The 17,484-nt window shown below is 61.2% G+C and carries 18 protein-coding genes, 1 tRNA gene and 1 pseudogene; 13 read left to right on the top strand and 7 right to left on the bottom strand.

From position 1 onward, the window contains the following. Positions 1 to 22 precede the first annotated feature (22 nt). Both O7A60_RS16655 and bhcR read right to left on the bottom strand, forming a co-directional pair. Entirely contained in the window at positions 23 to 442 is a 420-nt protein-coding gene (locus O7A60_RS16655; RefSeq protein ID WP_337107187.1) for a hypothetical protein, read from the bottom strand. Between the two features lie 115 nt (positions 443 to 557). After that, on the bottom strand, positions 558 to 1,379 hold the full coding sequence (bhcR, locus tag O7A60_RS16650) for an HTH-type transcriptional regulator BhcR (RefSeq protein ID WP_337107186.1): 822 nt from the start codon (positions 1,377 to 1,379) through the stop codon (positions 558 to 560). Positions 1,380 to 1,586: 207 nt separating this feature from the next. On the opposite strand from bhcR, the gene gcl reads away from it, so the two are divergent. From gcl to O7A60_RS16635, 3 genes are all read left to right on the top strand, one after another. Then, complete coding sequence (gcl, locus tag O7A60_RS16645) at positions 1,587 to 3,368, top strand: glyoxylate carboligase (protein ID WP_337107185.1); 1,782 nt, start codon at positions 1,587 to 1,589, stop codon at positions 3,366 to 3,368. Positions 3,369 to 3,439: 71 nt separating this feature from the next. After that, on the top strand, positions 3,440 to 4,267 hold the full coding sequence (gene otnI / locus O7A60_RS16640) for a 2-oxo-tetronate isomerase (protein ID WP_337107184.1): 828 nt from the start codon (positions 3,440 to 3,442) through the stop codon (positions 4,265 to 4,267). Between the two features lie 18 nt (positions 4,268 to 4,285). Next, positions 4,286 to 5,203, top strand: coding sequence for a 2-hydroxy-3-oxopropionate reductase (locus O7A60_RS16635; RefSeq protein WP_337107183.1), 918 nt, complete (start codon positions 4,286 to 4,288; stop codon positions 5,201 to 5,203). A 120-nt stretch (positions 5,204 to 5,323) separates the two neighbouring features. On the opposite strand, the gene O7A60_RS16630 is transcribed toward O7A60_RS16635, so the two are convergent. Next, positions 5,324 to 6,172, bottom strand: a complete 849-nt coding sequence (locus tag O7A60_RS16630) for a TrmH family RNA methyltransferase (RefSeq protein WP_337107182.1) — start codon at positions 6,170 to 6,172, stop codon at positions 5,324 to 5,326. A 199-nt stretch (positions 6,173 to 6,371) separates the two neighbouring features. Between O7A60_RS16630 and O7A60_RS16625 the strand changes: the two genes are divergently transcribed. Both O7A60_RS16625 and O7A60_RS16620 read left to right on the top strand, forming a co-directional pair. Continuing rightward, positions 6,372 to 6,456 (top strand) — tRNA-Tyr (locus O7A60_RS16625). A 208-nt stretch (positions 6,457 to 6,664) separates the two neighbouring features. Continuing rightward, the gene (locus O7A60_RS16620; RefSeq protein ID WP_337107181.1) at positions 6,665 to 6,865 is read left to right on the top strand and encodes a hypothetical protein; all 201 of its coding nucleotides are present in this window, start codon (positions 6,665 to 6,667) and stop codon (positions 6,863 to 6,865) included. A 106-nt stretch (positions 6,866 to 6,971) separates the two neighbouring features. Here the strand turns inward: O7A60_RS16620 and O7A60_RS31965 are convergent. Next, positions 6,972 to 8,845, bottom strand: a pseudogene (locus O7A60_RS31965) (DUF4396 domain-containing protein). A gap of 196 nt (positions 8,846 to 9,041) precedes the next feature. Between O7A60_RS31965 and O7A60_RS16605 the strand changes: the two are divergent. The 6 genes from O7A60_RS16605 to O7A60_RS16580 all read left to right on the top strand — a co-directional run bounded on the left by O7A60_RS16605 (position 9,042) and on the right by O7A60_RS16580 (position 12,489). After that, complete coding sequence (locus tag O7A60_RS16605; protein WP_140711492.1) at positions 9,042 to 9,473, top strand: hypothetical protein; 432 nt, start codon at positions 9,042 to 9,044, stop codon at positions 9,471 to 9,473. 204 nt (positions 9,474 to 9,677) lie between these two features. Next, a complete protein-coding gene (locus O7A60_RS16600) occupies positions 9,678 to 10,172 on the top strand; it encodes a DUF1772 domain-containing protein (RefSeq protein ID WP_337107178.1) in 495 nt (164 codons plus the stop codon). Positions 10,173 to 10,251: 79 nt separating this feature from the next. After that, positions 10,252 to 10,437, top strand: coding sequence for a hypothetical protein (locus tag O7A60_RS16595; RefSeq protein ID WP_027146879.1), 186 nt, complete (start codon positions 10,252 to 10,254; stop codon positions 10,435 to 10,437). Continuing rightward, a complete protein-coding gene (locus O7A60_RS16590; RefSeq protein WP_337107177.1) occupies positions 10,434 to 11,330 on the top strand; it encodes an alpha/beta fold hydrolase in 897 nt (298 codons plus the stop codon). The genes O7A60_RS16595 and O7A60_RS16590 overlap by 4 nt, the downstream gene beginning before the upstream one ends. Positions 11,331 to 11,458: 128 nt before the next feature. After that, entirely contained in the window at positions 11,459 to 11,869 is a 411-nt protein-coding gene (locus O7A60_RS16585) for a DUF427 domain-containing protein (RefSeq protein WP_027146881.1), read from the top strand. Positions 11,870 to 11,880: 11 nt separating this feature from the next. Beyond that, the gene (locus O7A60_RS16580; RefSeq protein WP_337107176.1) at positions 11,881 to 12,489 is read left to right on the top strand and encodes a cysteine hydrolase family protein; all 609 of its coding nucleotides are present in this window, start codon (positions 11,881 to 11,883) and stop codon (positions 12,487 to 12,489) included. Between the two features lie 98 nt (positions 12,490 to 12,587). Here the strand turns inward: O7A60_RS16580 and O7A60_RS16575 are convergent, their stop codons facing one another. From O7A60_RS16575 to O7A60_RS16565, 3 genes are read right to left on the bottom strand one after another with little or no spacing between them, the layout of a single operon-like run. Beyond that, positions 12,588 to 14,189: a DHA2 family efflux MFS transporter permease subunit gene (locus O7A60_RS16575; protein WP_337107175.1), complete on the bottom strand. Its 1,602-nt coding sequence runs from the start codon at positions 14,187 to 14,189 to the stop codon at positions 12,588 to 12,590. Continuing rightward, on the bottom strand, positions 14,186 to 15,472 hold the full coding sequence (locus O7A60_RS16570; protein ID WP_337107174.1) for an HlyD family secretion protein: 1,287 nt from the start codon (positions 15,470 to 15,472) through the stop codon (positions 14,186 to 14,188). The genes O7A60_RS16575 and O7A60_RS16570 overlap by 4 nt, the downstream gene beginning before the upstream one ends. A 26-nt stretch (positions 15,473 to 15,498) precedes the next feature. Further along, the gene (locus O7A60_RS16565; protein WP_337107173.1) at positions 15,499 to 15,669 is read right to left on the bottom strand and encodes a hypothetical protein; all 171 of its coding nucleotides are present in this window, start codon (positions 15,667 to 15,669) and stop codon (positions 15,499 to 15,501) included. 173 nt (positions 15,670 to 15,842) lie between these two features. On the opposite strand from O7A60_RS16565, the gene O7A60_RS16560 reads away from it, so the two are divergent. After that, positions 15,843 to 16,460, top strand: a complete 618-nt coding sequence (locus O7A60_RS16560) for a (2Fe-2S)-binding protein (protein ID WP_337107172.1) — start codon at positions 15,843 to 15,845, stop codon at positions 16,458 to 16,460. 1 nt (position 16,461) lies between these two features. Further along, complete coding sequence (locus O7A60_RS16555) at positions 16,462 to 17,484, top strand: FAD binding domain-containing protein (protein ID WP_337107171.1); 1,023 nt, start codon at positions 16,462 to 16,464, stop codon at positions 17,482 to 17,484.

The raw sequence follows: 17,484 nt of genomic DNA, 5'->3' as shown, positions 1-17,484 counted from the left end.
TCGTCGTTTGAAGATCGCCTTCCTAGAGGCGCGTCTTCGGGTCGAGGATCGGCAAACCGGCCGCGCGGCAGGAGCCGCCAATTTGAAGCCGGGCAGCATCCGTATCGTCGCCCATCGCGACCAGTTCAAAGCTGCTTGCGGCCTGCGGATAGACTTTGGCGATGAATGGCTTGTCGCCGCCATGGACGCCAGGCGAGGTCTCGGCGTTGACGGTACCACAGACCACGATCTCCTGGCGGCCGTCCAGCGTTCGCTCGCCGGCGAGCATGGTCCCGAATCTGGCGGAGGCCGAATCCAGCAGGCGCTGGCGGATACCGGTCGTGATGATCTCTTCCAGCGCGAGTGAGATCGGGATGGGATTGACCCGCTGGCCGCCGGTATCGGGTCGTGGCGTCGTCGCCACGCATCCGCAAAGCGAAGCGGCAAGCAGAAGCTGAACCATTGTCCTCATTCGCGCCCTGTCGCATGCATTCGGGCGCCACGGCAAGACGGCCAATTTTATTCAGCGTACGCCATGTCGGACGTGCGGCTCCCAACACTTGCCATGCGCTCGGTGATCAACTGACCGCCACGCCGCCTATCATCCTGGTCACCTCGGCCGCCGCTTCGCGCACAAGCGGGCCGATCTCGGCCAGTCGGTCGGGCGTGACCCGTACCGTCGGTCCGGAAACGGAAACGCCGCCGATCGGTTCGCCATACTCGTTGAAGATGGCGGCGGCGACACAACGCATGCCGGGGTGGCGCTCCTCGTCGTCGACCGACCACCCGCGATGCTTGGTGGCCGCCAGATCATGGGCGAGGGCGGAGATGTCGGAAAGGGTCTTGTGCGTATAGCGCTGCAGGCCCGCCTTGCGCAGGATGGCTCCGACGCGCTCCGGTTCGAGATGCGCCAGCACCGCCTTGCCGATGCCCGAGGCATGGAAGGGACTGCGCGTGCCCGGCCGGAAGAAGGCGCGGATCGCCTGGTGCGTTTCGACCTGGCTGACGAAGACCACGCAGTCGTCCTCGGCGACGCCGAGATTGGCGGTCTCGCCGGTCTTCTCCATCAGTTCCTGCATGACGATGCGGGCACGATCCACAAGCTTGCGGCGGCGCAGGAACGCCGCGCCCATGCGGTAGGTCTCGACACCGATCGACCAGAGCTGGTCTGATGTATCGAACTCGACCATGCCGTGGTTTTCGAGCGTCGTCAGCATGCGATAGGCGGTGGAGGCGGCGAGCCCGCTTTGCGCCGATATCTCGCTCAGCGACAGGCCGCTGCCGTCCGCGACAATGGCCAGAATGCGCAAGGCACGGTCGAGCGACTGCACCGAGGCAGCTTCGGCCGGACCATTGAAGGAGCGCGGGCGCCCGCGCTGACGTTTTTCGTTCGTTTCCATGGTCGGCATTCTCGGCCGTTTCTTCCAAGATGCAATGAAAAAGTTTTTCAGGAGTTGCCGAGCGCAAATCCATGGAAAAGAGAAAAGTGAATGAAATCAGTTAATAGTCGCCGTTTTCTCGAAATGAAAAAATATTCTGAAAAAATTGAAAAATCACCCGCCCGGTGACATCCTTAGCATCCAACAATCATCTCGTGGAGGCTGGAAATGGCCAGGATGCGCGCTGTCGATGCCGCTGTTCTCGTTCTCGAAAAGGAAGGCATTTCCTGTGCCTTCGGCGTGCCGGGCGCGGCGATCAACCCGCTGTACTCGGCGATGAAGGCGAGGGGCACCATTCGCCATGTCCTTGCCCGCCACGTCGAAGGCGCCTCGCATATGGCCGAAGGCTATACCCGCGCCAAGGCAGGCAATGTCGGCCTCTGCATCGGCACTTCGGGGCCGGCCGGCACCGACATGATCACCGGGCTCTATTCGGCCGCGGCCGATTCCATTCCGATCCTGTGCATCACAGGACAGGCGCCGCGCGCGCGGCTGAACAAGGAGGATTTCCAGGCTGTCGACATCGCCGCCATCGCCGCGCCCGTCGCCAAATGGGCGGTGACGGTCATGGAGCCCTATCTGGTGCCGATGGCGCTGCAGAAGGCGTTCCATCTGATGCGGTCGTCGCGGCCGGGTCCGGTGCTGATCGACCTGCCGGCCGACGTCCAATTGGCCGAGATCGAGTTCGACATCGATGCCTATGAGCCGCTGGCGCCATTCAAGCCGGCGATGACACGCGCCCAGGCCGAAAAGGCGCTGGCGATGCTCAACGCGGCCGAGAAGCCGCTGATCGTCGCCGGCGGCGGCATCATCAATGCCGACGCCTCCGACCTGCTGATCGAATTTGCCGAGATCACGGGCGTTCCGGTGATCCCGACGCTGATGGGCTGGGGCGCGATCCCCGACGACCACCGGCTGATGGCCGGTATGTGCGGTCTGCAGACCTCGCACCGCTACGGCAATGCGACGATGCTGGAGGCCGATTTCGTCTTCGGCATCGGCAACCGCTGGGCCAACCGCCACACCGGCTCGGTCGATGTTTATACAAAGGGAAAAAAGTTCATCCATGTCGACATCGAGCCCACTCAAATAGGCCGTGTCTTCGCGCCTGATCTCGGCGTCGTCTCCGATGCGGGCGCGGCGCTGAAGATGCTGCTCGACGTCGCCACCGAGTGGAAGACGGCGGGCAGGCTGCGCGACTGGTCAGGCTGGGCGAAGGAATGCCAGGACCGCAAGAAGACGATGAAGCGCAAGACGCATTTCGACCAGGTGCCGCTGAAGCCGCAGCGTGTCTACGAGGAGATGAACAGGGCGTTCGGCCGTGACGTCACCTATGTCACCACCATCGGCCTGTCGCAGATTGCCGGGGCGCAGTTCCTGCATGTCTACAAACCGCGCAACTGGATCAATTGCGGCCAGGCCGGTCCGCTCGGCTGGACGCTGCCGGCAGCACTTGGCGTGCGCGCCGCCGATCCAGACCGCACCATCGTGGCGCTGTCGGGCGACTATGATTTCCAGTTCATGATCGAGGAACTGGCGGTCGGCGCGCAGCACAAGCTGCCCTACATCCACGTCGTCGTGAACAATGCTTATCTCGGCCTGATCCGCCAGGCCCAGCGCGGCTTCTCGATGGATTATGAGGTCAGCCTCGCCTTCGAGAACATCAACCGTACAGGCGATCCCGAGGCCGGCTACGGCGTCGACCATGTCGCCGTCGCCGAGGCGATGGGCTGCAAGGCGGTCAGGGTGCGCAAGCCGGAGGAATTCGCCGGCGCTTTCAAGCAAGCGGAGCGATTGATGAAGGAGCACCAGGTTCCGGTCGTGCTCGAATTCATTCTCGAACGGGTCACCAACATCTCGATGGGCACCGAGATCGACAAGATCACCGAATTCGAGGACCTTGCCGAACGTCAGGAAGACACGCCGACCGCGATCGTGATGCTCGACTAATTTTGTTTGAACATCGGATTATCCCAAAACCGGTTTCCACTTTTGGGTCCGATGCTCCAGGGAGAAAAAGAATGCCGCGGTTTTCAGCCAATCTGTCGATGCTCTTTGGCGAGCATGATTTCCTCGACCGTTTCGATGCCGCCGCCCGCGCCGGCTTCAAGGGTGTCGAATATATCGGCCCTTATGATCACGCGCCCGATGTGGTGGCCGCACGACTGAAGAAGAACGACCTGACGCAAGTGCTGTTCAACCTGCCGGCGGGCGACTGGGCCAAGGGCGAGCGCGGCATCGCCGTGCTGCCGGATCGTGTGCCGGAATTCCGCCAGGGCATCGCCAAGGCGATCACTTATGCGCAGGCGCTTGGCTGCGGGCAGGTCAACTGCCTCGCCGGCATCGCGCCGCAGGGCATTGCACGCGATACGCTTGGAAATGTCTTTGCCGAAAATCTCGCCTTCGCGGCGGAGAAGCTGGAGCAGGCCGGCATCAAGCTGCTGATCGAACCAATCAATACGCGCGATATTCCCGGCTTCTTCCTGAACTATTCCGACCAGGCGCTGGCCCTGATCGACCGCGTCGGCTCGAAGAACCTGTACCTGCAATACGACATCTATCACATGCAGATCATGGAGGGGGATCTCGCCCGTAAAATCGAGGCAAACCTCGGCCGCATCGCGCATATCCAGCTTGCGGACAATCCCGGCCGTCACGAGCCGGGGACGGGCGAGATCAATTATCCTTTCCTCTACGACCATATCGATCGGATTGGTTATTCCGGCTGGGTGGGAGCGGAATACAAGCCGAAGGCGGGGACGGAAGCCGGACTAGGGTGGTTCAGGGAACTGACCGGGCGGGAAGCGCGACGGCGTAGCGGGAATTTCGCGCCACGCACGCTGCCCTGACAGAGACGGAGAGAAACAATGGAAATCATCGGCTTCATAGGCCTCGGCATCATGGGCGCGCCTATGGCGGGGCATCTGCTCGACGCCGGCTACAGCGTCATCGCCAGCGACCACCGCTCCAAGCCGCCGGCCGATCTTATTGCCAAGGGCCTGAAGACGGTTACCGGCCATGCCGCCGTGGCCAAGGCCGCCGAGATCATCATCACCATGGTGCCGGATACCCCACAGGTGGCCGAGGTGCTGTTCGGTCAGAACGGCGTCGCGTCCGGCCTGGCCAAGGGCAAACTCGTCATCGACATGAGTTCGATCTCGCCGATCGAGACAAAGGAATTCGCAAAAAGGATCAACGATCTCGGTTGCGCCTATCTCGATGCGCCGGTTTCGGGCGGTGAGGTCGGCGCCAAGGCGGCATCCCTCACCATCATGGTCGGCGGCGACGAAAAGATCTTCGAGCGGGCGAAACCGGTTTTCGAAAAGATGGGCAAGAACATCACGCTGGTCGGGCCGAACGGTGTCGGCCAGACCACCAAGGTCGCCAACCAGATCGTCGTCGCGCTAACCATTGAAGCCGTCGCCGAAGCACTTGTTTTTGCATCGAAAGCCGGCGCCGATCCGGCCAAAGTCAGGCAGGCGCTGATGGGCGGGCTGGCAGCGTCACGCATCCTCGAAGTGCATGGCGAGCGCATGGTCAAGCGCACCTTCGCTCCGGGTTTCCGCATCGAACTGCACCAGAAGGATCTCAACCTGGCACTGGAGGGTGCGAAGACGCTCGGTGTGTCACTGCCCAACACCTCGACCACCCAGCAGCTGTTCAATTCCTGTGCGGCCAATGGCGGCGCGAAGGAAGATCATTCCGCGCTGGTGAGGGCGCTGGAGCGGATGGCGAATTTCGAGGTCGGTGGCGAGCCAGCCGAAGTGAAAGGCAAAGCGGCATAGGTCGGGAGAGGGCGGCATAACGTTCCCAAGCCGTCACCTTTTGTCCTAACCCAGGAACGGGTTCCGGCAAGCGTCGCCGGGACCCGTTTTGATTCCTGGCGAGAGACTTGCCGCTCCCAGTCAGCCGCGCTTCAGAAATGCCCGCGCCGCATAAAGGCTGACCGCCGCTGCGTTCGACACGTTGAGCGAGCGGATAGCGCCGGGCATGTCGAGGCGGGCCAACGTCGTCACCGTCTCGCGCGTCTTCTGGCGCAGGCCCTTGCCTTCGGCGCCGAGCACCAGCGCTATCCGGTCTCCGGCAAAGCTGATTTCGAGTTCCGCCGGCCCGTCCGAATCAAGCCCGATGGTCTGGAAGCCGGACTCGTGCAACTGGCCCAGCGCATCGGCGAGGTTCTTGACCTCGATCTGATCGATATGCTCCAGCGCGCCGGAGGCGGATTTTGCCAGCACGCCGGATTCCTGCGGACTATGGCGGGCCGTGGTGATCAACGCGCCGGCGCCGAAAGCCACCGCCGAACGCAGGATGGCGCCGACATTGTGCGGATCGGTGACCTGGTCGAGCACCAGCACCAGCCTGGTGTCGCCGAGTGCGTCGAGGCGCTTGGGCTTCAGCGGCTCCGCCTCGATCAGTACGCCCTGATGCACGGCGTCCGAGCCGGTAATCTTGTCGATGTCCCTGGGTTCGACCAGTTCCGCCCTGAAGGGCAAGGCGGCGAGATCGGCTATCTCAAGGCGCTCGGCCGCATTGCGCGTCACCAGCATTTTCTTGATCCGGCGGCGCGGATTGTCGAGTGCCGCACGCACCGTATGCAGGCCGTAGAGCCGCACCAGCCCGTCGGCCGCATTTTCGCCTGGTGGCACGGGTTGCCGGGGCTTGAACGCCGGCGCGCCGCCGCTTTTCTCGTCGCGAAAGGCGCGGCGCAGCTTGGCGTAGTGGGTGTCTTTCGGGGTATTGGAATTGTTGCTCATGGCCGGCTTCTATAGCCGTCTCCTCCCGCCAAGGATATGCCCTGTCGCCGCAGCCGGCGAACAACATCGAAAAACCCTTCCTGCGCGGTTGACACCCACTGGCCTTGCCGCCATAAGGCGCTTCGCTGGTTTCGGAGAAGACACAACTCGGGTCCGAAATTGGCGCGAATGCCTCGTTGCATGGCTCCGGCGGCAAATTGGAGAGGTGCCCGAGTGGTTAAAGGGGACGGACTGTAAATCCGTTAGCTTAGCTTACGTTGGTTCGAATCCAACCCTCTCCACCACTGCCGGCCCGGAAGCCCTGAACGCGAAAAACATCGGACCGACGTCAGCTTGCCGTCTGAGCCGCTCGCACGGAACCTGCCATCGCTTGATCCTCATCTTGGACCGGATCAAAACGAAGCAGAGGATGATCGCAGGCACCGCTCCGTACGAAATCGACAATTGGCTCCTGTGTGAAAAATGCGCGATCATTGGAAAATGGCACGCAAATTGGACGACAAACTCGATTGCAAGGCTTGTGGGACGATCCAGATGGACATTCCTGACAACGCCACGGAGTCGACGCCAATTTATTGCAGCAATTGCGGTGCTTTTCTCGGCGAATGGGGTGAATTGCAGGACGATTTCTACCGCCAGGCTCGCGACGCCGAAGCATTCGACCTGCGCGACGGCAACATTATCAAGAAGTAGGATGCGATGAACGCAACCTCCGGATTGCCGCGGGGGGTGCTAGATCGCTATCGGACCGCTCGTCTGTCGGCGAGGCGCACCTGTTTGGCCAGGGGCTCAGTCCCGATTAGCTGACGTCGATGATGACCATCAACCCGCCGCCGCCCTTTTCCTCGACATTGTTGTTCGTCGTGTGATGCGGAATGTGGCAGTGGATCAGCCATTTGCCGCGCTGTCGCGCCTTCCAGACGACGTCATAGCGCTGCCCTGGCCCAAGGTTGATCGTATCGGCCAGGAAGCGCGCCGGCGGGGCAAGTGTTTCGCCATCGCGGGCAACAACCTCGAAGGGGCCGCCATGGATATGCATTGGATGGATAAAGCCATTATTGGTGCCGATGAAACGCACTTTCAGCGTCTCGCCGAGCTTCATGTGGATCGTATCGGTTGAGGGATAGGCCCTGCCGTTGATGGTGAAAAAATTCGGCATGCCGCCTTCCATCGGCATCGAGGGATAGGTCAGCCCATCGCGCACCAGCCATTCCTGTAGTTCGATCACGTAGTCATGGTCGGCCTGAACCTCATCGGCGGGATTGGCGGGGTCGATGATCAGCGCGCCATAGAGGCCGAGCGCCTGGGTGCGGTCGGGCTTGGCGTGCGGATGATAGAAATAGGTCCCATGCTGGGTGGCGGTGAATTCATAGGAATAGGATTGCCCGGGCTCGATCGGCGCCTGGGTAATCTCGGCGGGGCCGTCCATCTGGTTCGGCAGGATCATGCCGTGCCAATGCACCGTCGTTTCCTCCGGTAGGTCATTGGTGACATTGATGCGGACCCTGTCGGCCTGTCTGATGTGGATGCGCGGCCCGGGAATCTGTCCGTTATAGGCATAGGCATCGACCGCGACGTCGGGCAGTATCTGCCAACGGATGACCGACGGCCTGAGTTCGAACACCTTGATGCCGTTCTCCAGGCGAAACGGCAGTTCCTGGTCGCCTCTGGCAGCGAGATCGTAGGACGCTGTCACCCGACGCGGATCGGTTGCCGCCATGTCACGCATGGCCTCGGCCGGCGTATCGCGATCCATGATCATGCCTTGCGGCATGATCACCCCACCGACGTCACGCGCCGACAGCGTCAAATTCAGCCAGTTCGCCGGCGCGGCCATGCCGACCGCCAGCGTGATCAAGGATACCAGGCCGAGGGCCGCGATCTGCGTGGTCGTAGCGTCCGAATTCATCTGGTGGCCACTGCTTTTGCCCCGTGGGAGGTTTTGTCGTGGTGTCGCCCTTGCCGTTGGTGCGCGGACGGTTCTCGACTGCTCGTTCCGCTGGTCTGCGGGCGCAGCGTCATCAGCCCATGCTTCAATCCGCGTGCCACCAGCCAGACATTGGCGGGATAGGCGAGCGTGAAGCCGGCGATAACGCCGATCGACATCACGCCCCAGAACAGAAGTTCCGTCGGCTCCATCGCGCGCATGTCACGTCCCATCATCAAGAAGCCCATGACAGGTGCCATTCCTGCCATCATGAAATTCATCGAGATGAACTCGGGCAGGAAGCTCTTGCGCACATTCCGCCAATAGGTGCCGCCCATCATCGACTTCATGAACAGCGACTGGAAGATGAACAGGCCGAAGGCGAAGCCGGAGACATATTCGACGATGAGATCGAGCCACATCGGCAAGCCGAGCGTCGCCGTGATGACGGCGGCCAGAATGATGCCTGTCGCATCCCCGGCAACGCAGTGAATGGTCGAGCCGACGCCCTGCTTCCACAGCGGCCGTGTAAAGACCTCGTGCTCGCCCGGTCGTGGTTCCTTGTCGGCCAACACATAGAGCAGCAGGCCGATTGGGCCCATATAAAGCGTCACCAGGATGAAGCCCCACTTCATCACCACCGGTTCGGGATTGTTGCGGTACTGGTCGAAGCCGACATGGAGAGTGGAGGCAGCGGCAACAGAGAACCAGATGGCAAGGAAATAGTCGATCGGCTGGATGAGCATGGATGCATCCTGATCTTGGATCAGTGGCTTATGGAAAGGCCCTCCATTCGGTGAACGCTGTCAGTGCGTTTATGATCCGGCCAGCCGCATTTTGGTGGGGGCCGAATTCTCCGGTTTTGCGCCCTTGTCGAAGCACCGCCGCGCGATAATTCCCTTGAAGGCGTGGGCACTTCTCCCTCCACGACAGGAGCTGACCATGAAACACCAGACACTCGATCAACTGCAGGCCGTCGCCAGGATTGAACCCTCGGCGCCACATACGGAAATGACGCGAGATGAGCGCATCGCGCGCTGGGCTGAACTTCTCGATCAGAATCCCGAGCGATGCCTTGGCGCGTTTACAGGTACCGAACACATGCATCCGGAGGCACGCGCCATGGCACGCGGCGAAGGGTCGGCAATAACTGTTGCCTTCGAAGACCCGATGCTGCGCGCGTCGGGTCTAAGGGATGACACTTATGGCGAGGCCAAGCGCTTCTTCGAACTGAACGACTGGCAACTGCATGACATCGTTTGCGATTGTCACGTAGGCGCTACCATGAAAGCGCGGTGGGCTGCGGCTCGGGTCCGCGCGACAATTGGCGGCAACAGGTTTCTTACCTGGCTGAGGCAAAGGATCATGTTCTGACGCGCCGGGCGGCTTAGGTGAGGATCGTCTCCTGTTCGCAACCGCGTGCGGTGCGACCCCACCTGACCCGTCTTGTCGATCAGTCCCTGTGCTCGTGGCATTGCTGAACGGCTGCACGATCACTTCTCTGCGTTCTGCCGGCTACGGCGGCGGCAACCGCCACCCCATGCCGGTTGCGAAAGGGCACGGTTAAAGAATAAGAGCATGCGCGTCTTGATGGTTTTCACGCTCCTGCTGGTTGCAATCGCAACAGCGCTCTCGCTTGCGCATGCGTTGGAGCTACCGGGCAAAATGCGCCTGAAAGAAGCGACCTACAAAGCAGTGCAGACGATCTACTATCCCGGCTTCACGATCGGCGGTTTTGCCGAAATCGGAGGCATCCTCGCGCTCGCCATCCTGCTCTATTTGACGCCTTCTGCAAGTGCTCGTTTCTGGTGGACGCTCGCGTCGCTATTCTTCCTGGCGGCGCAACACGCGACGTATTGGTTGCTCACACACCCCGTCAATAATTTTTGGGTGCAGGACGTCGCCATGCCGAGATCGGGCGTGGCGTTTTTCTCCATGTTCGCTCGAAAGCAAGATGGTGATTGGAGAGATTTCCGGAATATGTGGGAGATGTCGCACGTCATCAGAGCCTTCCTTGCAATGACGAGCCTGACCTCAATCGCCGTGGCGGCAACGCTTTTTGCGGATGGCTGATCGGCGGGCGCCCGAGCGGCAAACCGGGCAACCAAATTCGCGGAGCCTCGTTGTCGAACATCAGCCAGAGGAGGTTTCGATGAAGAAATCCTTGTCGCTTCTGGTGTTGGCTGCTGCCCTCGCGCTCGGCGCCTGTGATGACAGCACCGAACCGACGAAAGCCAACACCGACGCCATCAACAAGAATCCGCAGGTTGACCAGGATGCCAGACCCAAGTCGACGACTGGCGGCGACCAGCCGGTAACAGCGCCGGAGAGCAAATGAACCCTGTCTCATTTTGCGATACGCCACTGTTGCGCATCGCCTATCTCGATGGTGGCCCGCAAGACGGTCCGCCGGTCGTCCTGCTGCATGGCTGGCCGGACGACGCGACCACTTACGCGCGCATTTCGCCGGTCCTTCACGAGGGCGGCTTTCGGACGTTTTCGCCGTGGCTGCGAGGTTTTGGACAGACGTCGTTCCTGTCGAAAGAAACCATGCGATCCGGCGAAATTGCCGCAATGGCGCAGGACGTGCTGGACTTTGCCGATGCGCTTGGCCTCAGCCGCTTTGCGATCGTCGGTCACGACTGGGGAGCACGGATCGCCTACCTCCTGGCCTCGATCTTTCCCGATCGCATCAGTTGCTGCGCTGCGCTATCGCTTGGCTGGCAACCCGGCAAACCGGCAACGCCGGCGCCTGAACAGGCGAAAGCGTTTTGGTATCAATGGTTCATGGCAACAGCGCGCGGCGCCGAGTTCGTGCGAAAGAACCGCAAGGAATTTGCCAGATTCCAATGGGACAGCTGGAGCCCGTTGGGCTGGTTCGACGACACAATTTTCGATGAAGTGGCTGCATCCTTCGACAACCCGGATTGGCCGGACGTGACGTTGCATTCCTATCGGGTTCGCTGGGGTGAGGCGGAGCCCGATCCGTGCTACGCGGAGCTGGCCCGCCGGCAAACATCGGTCAAGATCATCACGGTGCCGACCTTGACGCTTCATGGTGGCGACGACCGTGTTGTACTGACCCCATCGTCGGAAGGACTGGAGGAGCATTTCACGGCGCCCTACAAACGAGTGGTCCTGGACGCGGTCGGGCACTTCCCGACACGTGAGGCTCCACACGAGGTTTCGCGGCTGTTGGCGAGCTTTCTCGACAGTTTCGGTAGCCGATAATCGCTTGGCTCGGCGGTCCATTTGGCTTCACCGCACAAGCTGGAACCTGACGCATCGCCGCGCATTTCGTTTTCATTGATGGATCGAAACGCAGTCTGACGATCAAACGATAGCCAGGGAGAATTCGGATGCAAACTTCAGTCGCAATGTCAGAACACGACTTTCGTCCACTGACCATAGAGCCGTTTGCCGGAACGGTGACCGTGCGATTTTCCGATGCTGTGGTCGCAGCCACGGAGCGCGCGAAGCTAGTCAGGGAAGAGGGACAGGAGCCGACGTTCTTTATCCCTTTCGAGGACATCTATTTCGAGCTTTTCGAAAAGACCAACACCACAAGCAGCTCACCGCTCAAGGGAACCGCGAGCTATTGGCGGGTCCATGCTGTCGGTAGCTCGGCCGACGACTTCATGTGGGCATACGAGACGCCCGATACGGCAGCGCGGGCCATCGCAGGTCATGGCACCTTCGATCCGCAAAAGGCGCGCATCGATGTCGACCCTTTGGAGGACAAACGGCACACCCCGCATGTCATGGAATAGGACTATCTTCGATGTCGATGCCGGGCTTGGCATATGGTCCGTTGGGGCATCGGTGCATGCATGTCTGTGTCGATATGCAAAAGCTGTTTGCCGAGCCGTCGCAGTGGGCGACCCCCTGGATCACCCGTGTCCTTCCTCATATCGAAAGGTTGGTCGAAAGACGAGCGCCACAGACCGTCTTCACGCGCTTCCTGCCCGCGCAAAAGCCGGGGCAGGGCGTTGGTACATGGAAGCGCTATTATGAGCGCTGGGCCTCGATGGCGATCGAAAATATTGATCCCGAAATGGTCGGCCTGTTGCCGGCATTAGCCGCTTACTGCCCGCCAGCGGCCATCATCGACAAGCACATATACTCGCCTTGGTTCGAAGGTCACCTCCGGGCTTTTCTGAACGAACGCGACATCGATACGCTGGTCATCACCGGCGGCGAAACCGACGTGTGCGTTCTGGCTACGGTGCTCGGAGCGATCGATTTCGGCTATCGCGTGGTTCTCGTTACGGATGCGCTGTGCAGTTCTTCCGACGCAACGCATGACGCGCTGCTGACCGTTTATCACCAACGGTTCGCGCAGCAGGTGGAGACCGTCGAGATGGAGACGGTTCTCTCGAACTGGATCTGACGTTGCCGGTCATTCGCCACATTCAATGCCGGCGACTTGCAATAAGTGCCGAGAAAACGCAGGCGGCGGAAGTTCTGGAAGAGGTCGGCGGGGCGCGGTTATTTCGGCTGGCGCTTGTCGGGTTTTGGAGACCGCAGCAGCAAGGCGAGGGGAACAAACAGTGCCGTCGCAATGGCGCAGTAGCGAAAAACGTCGATGTAGGCGAGCAGCGAGGCCTGGCGCGCGATCAACTGCCCGAGCCAGCCGACGGCTTGCTGCTTGGCCTCAAGCATGTTCGAGCCCTGGGCGACAAAGTGATCCGTCACCTGACGCAGCAACTGCTGATAGGCCGACGACGATTGCGCGGTATGGCTGACAAGGTTCGATTGATGCAGCTGCGCGTTTTGCGCGATCACGGTGTTCGACAATGACACGCCGATGCTCCCGCCGATGTTGCGGGCGACGTTGATCAGCGCCGACGCCTGGTTGGTCTTCTGCGGAGCGAGGCCGACATAGGCCGCTGTCGAAATGGGAATGAACAGGAACGGCAGGCCGATCATCAGGAAGATGCGCGCGAAGGCAAAGAAGCGGAAGCTGGCATCCGGAGTGAGCGACGTCATGTGCCACAAGGCGACCACGACAACGGACATGCCCATCACAATCAGATATTTGGGCTGCACCAATCCGGCGGCAAATCCGGAAATCGGCATCAGGATCAGCATGGCGATGCCGCCGGGCATCATGGAAAGGCCCGACAGAGTGGCCGTATAGTCGAAGGCGGTCTGTTGCAGCTGCGGCATCAACTGCGTGGTGCTGAACAACACGGCGCCGACCGCCATCATCACCAGGAACGACGTACCGAACTGGCGGCTGAAGAGCAGGCGTATATCGACGATCGGATCGCGGTGACTAAACTCCCATGGGATGAGCAGCAGGAACGAGATCGCCGAAATCACGGCAAAAGTCGTGATGAAACCCGATGCGAACCAGTCGTTGCGCTGACCCTCATCGAGGAAGATTTCCAGGCAGCCAAGAGCGGTGGCGACCAGGATGAACCCGACCCAATCTATTCTGAGGCCGCCCTTCAGCCGCTCCTGACGTTCGCGCTCGATCACGTCCGGCTCGACAAGCAGCCACTGCACCAAGGCAAGCGACATGATGCCGAACGGCACGTTGATGAAGAATATCCAGTGCCAGGAGAAATGGTCGGTCAGCCAGCCGCCGAGGGTCGGCCCGACTGTCGGTGCGACGATGACGGCGACGCCATAAAGGGCAAAAGCCTGGGAACGCTTCTCGGGCGGAAAGGTATCGGCAAGGATGGACTGTTCGCTCGGCGCCATGCCGCCGCCGCCGAGGCCCTGCAGTATCCTGAAGAAAATGAGCATTTCCAGATTGGGTGCGAGGCCGCACAACAGCGATGCAATAGTGAACGTTGCCACGCAAAGCATGTAGTAGCGCTTCCGCCCGATCACGCTGGCCAACCAGCCGCTGACCGGGATGATTACGGAATTCGCGACCAGATAGGTAGTGATCACCCAGGTGCTCTCGTCCATCCCGGCAGCCAGGCTGCCGGCGATGTTGCGCAGCGCCACGTTGGCGATCGAGGTATCCAGCACCAGCATGAAGGTGGCGATGGAGACGACGATGGCGATCAGCCACGGGTTGCGCCCGCCGGCGGCGGACCGGCTTTCGCTTTGGTCGCCGGAGATTTCGCCAGTCATCGCACCTTGACCGTCGGCACCACCGACAGGCCCGGCCCCAGCAGCACGCCGGGCGCTTTGTCGAAGACGATCTTCACCGGCACGCGCTGCACCACCTTGACGAAGTTGCCGGTGGCGTTTTCGGCTGGCAGCAGGCTGAAGGCGGTGCCACTACCCGCCTGGATGCTGTCGACGCGGCCATGAAAAGATCTTTCCGGATAGGCGTCGATGTCGATGTCGACCGGCTGTCCCGGCCGCATCAGATCAAGCTGTGTCTCCTTGAAGTTGGCCTTCACCCAGACTTCGTCGGGAACAAACATCATCAGAACCTGGCCTGGCTGGGCATAGGTGCCGTTGGCGACCGAAATGCTGGTTGCCCGCCCGGCGACCGGTGCGGTGATGGTTGTGCGGGACAGCATCGTACTCGCCTGGTTCTGGCTGGCCTTGGCCTGATCGAGCTTGGCTTCGGCGCTCTTGGTCTGCGCCTGCAAAACAGCGACCTGGCTCTTGGCGGCATCCACATTGGCTTGGGCGCTGTCGAGAGCAGCCTGGTCCTGGCGCAGCGTGGAAGCGGCCTGCTGCGCCTGCTGTTGGGTAGCCGTGCCCTTGGCAAGAAGTTCACGGTTCCGCTGGTCCTCGGCTTTGGCAAAATCGAGGGCGGCCTGCGCTTGCGCCATCTGCTTCTGCGCTTCATCGATCTTTGCGTTTTGAGCTGCGATCTGAGCCCCTACGTCGACAATGTCGGCCTGCGCCGAGGCCACCCCGGCATCGGCCTGCTTGAGGCTGGCCTGATAGTCGCTGTCATCGATGCGCAACAGGACGTCGCCCGCCTTGACCGGCTGGTTGTCGGTCACCGCAAGGTCAGTGATCCGTCCTGATATCTCGGCGCTGACCGTTATCGTGCGGGCGTCGATAAAAGCGTCGTCGGTCGATTCATACTGGCGGGCATTCAGCCACCACATGGCCAGCCCTACCGCGGCCAGCAGCAGCACGATCAGGATTGCAATGGACGCGTATGGATGCCGCCGGGGAAAACCTAGGAGGCTGGGCTTTTGTTCATCCGCCTCCTTGCCCCGTGTTTCGCGCTCCGGAGCGATGGGCTGCGCCACATCGCCCATGCGCTTTGGCGACGCATCTGGTCCGGCCTTGCTCGAAGCGCCGCGCGCATTCCTGATTTTGTCTGGTTCTTCAGTCTCGGTTTTTGCGTCCACGGGGAGAACTTTCAAGGATGGCGCCGACCGCTTTAACGACCGACTAAACGACAGCTCTTCACAAAAGTTCCTGACGAACAGGCTGGGCGGCATTGGTCGGGAATCAGCTCCAAAGCCACTCAACGGACGGCAAATCTGATCACGGCGATGAGGATCACGATGCCGACCAGTCCTGCGATGAAGATGATCCGGCGTGTGCGGGTGCGCAGGATGATCTCACCTTGCATCGCCTGTTCAGCCGAAAAGACAGGGCCTTCGTCACCATTCCGATCGCTCCGGTCGTTGCTCATGATCACCTCCTTTCTTGACCTGTCGAGGACAACCACGGCCTCGCGGGTGAAGTTCCGCACGGCCGTCCTGGCCGTCCTGCAAAAGAAACGATCACAGCGGTGTGAGGGAGGGAACTTTGCCTCCCGCGAGCAGTTTGGTCCGCTTGAGACTCCAGCCAGCCGGAAAGCCAGCCATGTCCAATTCCACAAATCCCAGCGGCCTGAGCAGACGCACCTTCATGACGGGTTCTGTTACGGCGGCAGCCGCAGTGCCTCTCATGGCCACCTCGACAAGAGCCGCCGAGCCATCGCCCGCCAGAGCGGTCGAACCGCGCGACCTGTCGACGATCTCGCTTCGGATCAACAAGCAGGCCTACACCCTGGCACTCGACAATCGCACGAGCCTGCTTGACGCCCTGCGTGATCATGTTGGCCTGACCGGTACCAAGAAGGGTTGCGACCACGGCCAGTGCGGCGCCTGCACCGTTCTTGTCGATGGGAAGCGGGTGCTATCCTGCCTGAGCTTCGCCGTCATGAACCAGGGACGCGAGGTCACGACTGTCGAAGGCCTGACTTCGGCCGACGGCGAACTGCACCCGGTACAGCAGGCGTTCGTCGACCATGATGCCTTTCAATGTGGCTACTGCACGCCGGGCCAGATCATGTCCGCCATCGGTTGCATCGATGAAGGCCATGCCGGTTCGGAGGATGACATCCGCGAATATATGAGCGGCAATCTGTGCCGGTGCGCGGCCTATCCGAACATCGTTGCGGCGATCATCCAGGCACGCGACGAGATCAGGAGAGCCTAGGATGCGTCCCTTCCTCTATGAAAGACCAACGAGCGTCTCGGCGGCGATCGCCATGGCGTCTCATCTTGAGGCCAGGCATGTTGCGCCAACACAGGCCAACACCCAGTTCATCGCCGGCGGCACCAATCTGGCCGACTACATGAAGCTGGGTGTCGCGCAGCCGGAGCGGTTGCTCGACCTTAACGAGCTTGCCGAGCCTGCTTTGCGTCAGATCAAAACCGACGACGACACCATCCGTTTCGGTGCGCTGGTTCGCATGGGTGAGGCAGCCGATAACAATGAAGTCAGGCGCCGCTGCCCGCTTCTTGCCGACAGTCTGAAATTCGCCGCCAGCGGCCAGCTTCGCAATATGGCCAGCCTCGCCGGCAATATCCTGCAGCGAACGCGTTGCGAGTATTTTCGCGAAACCTCCTGGCCGTGCAACAAGCGGGAGCCCGGCTCCGGCTGTGCGGCGATGGAAGGGGTAAACCGCCAGCATGCCGTGCTCGGCGTCAGCGATGCCTGCATCGCTACCTATCACGGTGATTTCGCGCAGGCGCTGATCGCGCTCGACGCGGTCGTTGAAGTGGAAGGGCGGCGTGGCCAGCGCAAGATCCCGATCGCCGGGCTGCACCGGCTTCCCGGCGACACGCCCAACATCGAGACGGATCTGGCCGCCGATGAAGTCATCGTCGCCATCGATGTTCCGCTTGGCGCATGGAGCCGTCGCTCGCGCTACCTGAAGATACGCGACCGCGAATCCTACGCATTCGCGCTAGCTTCGGCGGCGGTTGCGCTGGAGATGGATGGAAACACGGTCGGGCAAGCGCGCATCGCGCTCGGCGGCGTCGCGACGGTGCCGTGGCGCGCGAGGGCGGCGGAGGATGCGCTGCGCGGCAATGCCCTCGACGACAAGACCGCGGCAGCTGCGGCCGAAGCCGCATTCGCCGATGCCAGGCCACGAGAACACAACGCATTCAAGATACCGCTGGGAAAGCGCACGCTGGTGCGAGCGCTGCTCGAAACCCGTGACATGAAGGTCTGA

It is taken from the genome of Mesorhizobium salmacidum (SeqCode), assembly GCF_037179605.1.
Classification (GTDB): Bacteria; Pseudomonadota; Alphaproteobacteria; order Rhizobiales; family Rhizobiaceae; genus Mesorhizobium; species Mesorhizobium salmacidum.
This window is presented reverse-complemented; position numbering and strand designations above follow the sequence as displayed.

Bases quoted from the DNA above. Each gene is read 5' to 3' on its own strand.
- O7A60_RS16600 (WP_337107178.1), top strand. From the start codon at position 9,678: ATGCGCGTCTTGATGGTTTTCACGCTCCTGCTGGTTGCAATCGCAACA.
- O7A60_RS16655 (WP_337107187.1), bottom strand. From the start codon at position 442: ATGGTTCAGCTTCTGCTTGCCGCTTCGCTTTGCGGATGCGTGGCGACG.
- O7A60_RS16605 (WP_140711492.1), top strand. From the start codon at position 9,042: ATGAAACACCAGACACTCGATCAACTGCAGGCCGTCGCCAGGATTGAA.
- O7A60_RS16575 (WP_337107175.1), bottom strand. From the start codon at position 14,189: ATGACTGGCGAAATCTCCGGCGACCAAAGCGAAAGCCGGTCCGCCGCC.
- O7A60_RS16565 (WP_337107173.1), bottom strand. From the start codon at position 15,669: ATGAGCAACGACCGGAGCGATCGGAATGGTGACGAAGGCCCTGTCTTT.
- bhcR (WP_337107186.1), bottom strand. From the start codon at position 1,379: ATGGAAACGAACGAAAAACGTCAGCGCGGGCGCCCGCGCTCCTTCAAT.
- O7A60_RS16630 (WP_337107182.1), bottom strand. From the start codon at position 6,172: ATGAGCAACAATTCCAATACCCCGAAAGACACCCACTACGCCAAGCTG.
- O7A60_RS16590 (WP_337107177.1), top strand. From the start codon at position 10,434: ATGAACCCTGTCTCATTTTGCGATACGCCACTGTTGCGCATCGCCTAT.
- O7A60_RS16595 (WP_027146879.1), top strand. From the start codon at position 10,252: ATGAAGAAATCCTTGTCGCTTCTGGTGTTGGCTGCTGCCCTCGCGCTC.
- O7A60_RS16585 (WP_027146881.1), top strand. From the start codon at position 11,459: ATGCAAACTTCAGTCGCAATGTCAGAACACGACTTTCGTCCACTGACC.
- O7A60_RS16570 (WP_337107174.1), bottom strand. From the start codon at position 15,472: ATGCCGCCCAGCCTGTTCGTCAGGAACTTTTGTGAAGAGCTGTCGTTT.
- otnI (WP_337107184.1), top strand. From the start codon at position 3,440: ATGCCGCGGTTTTCAGCCAATCTGTCGATGCTCTTTGGCGAGCATGAT.
- O7A60_RS16560 (WP_337107172.1), top strand. From the start codon at position 15,843: ATGTCCAATTCCACAAATCCCAGCGGCCTGAGCAGACGCACCTTCATG.
- gcl (WP_337107185.1), top strand. From the start codon at position 1,587: ATGGCCAGGATGCGCGCTGTCGATGCCGCTGTTCTCGTTCTCGAAAAG.
- O7A60_RS16635 (WP_337107183.1), top strand. From the start codon at position 4,286: ATGGAAATCATCGGCTTCATAGGCCTCGGCATCATGGGCGCGCCTATG.
- O7A60_RS16555 (WP_337107171.1), top strand. From the start codon at position 16,462: ATGCGTCCCTTCCTCTATGAAAGACCAACGAGCGTCTCGGCGGCGATC.
- O7A60_RS16580 (WP_337107176.1), top strand. From the start codon at position 11,881: ATGTCGATGCCGGGCTTGGCATATGGTCCGTTGGGGCATCGGTGCATG.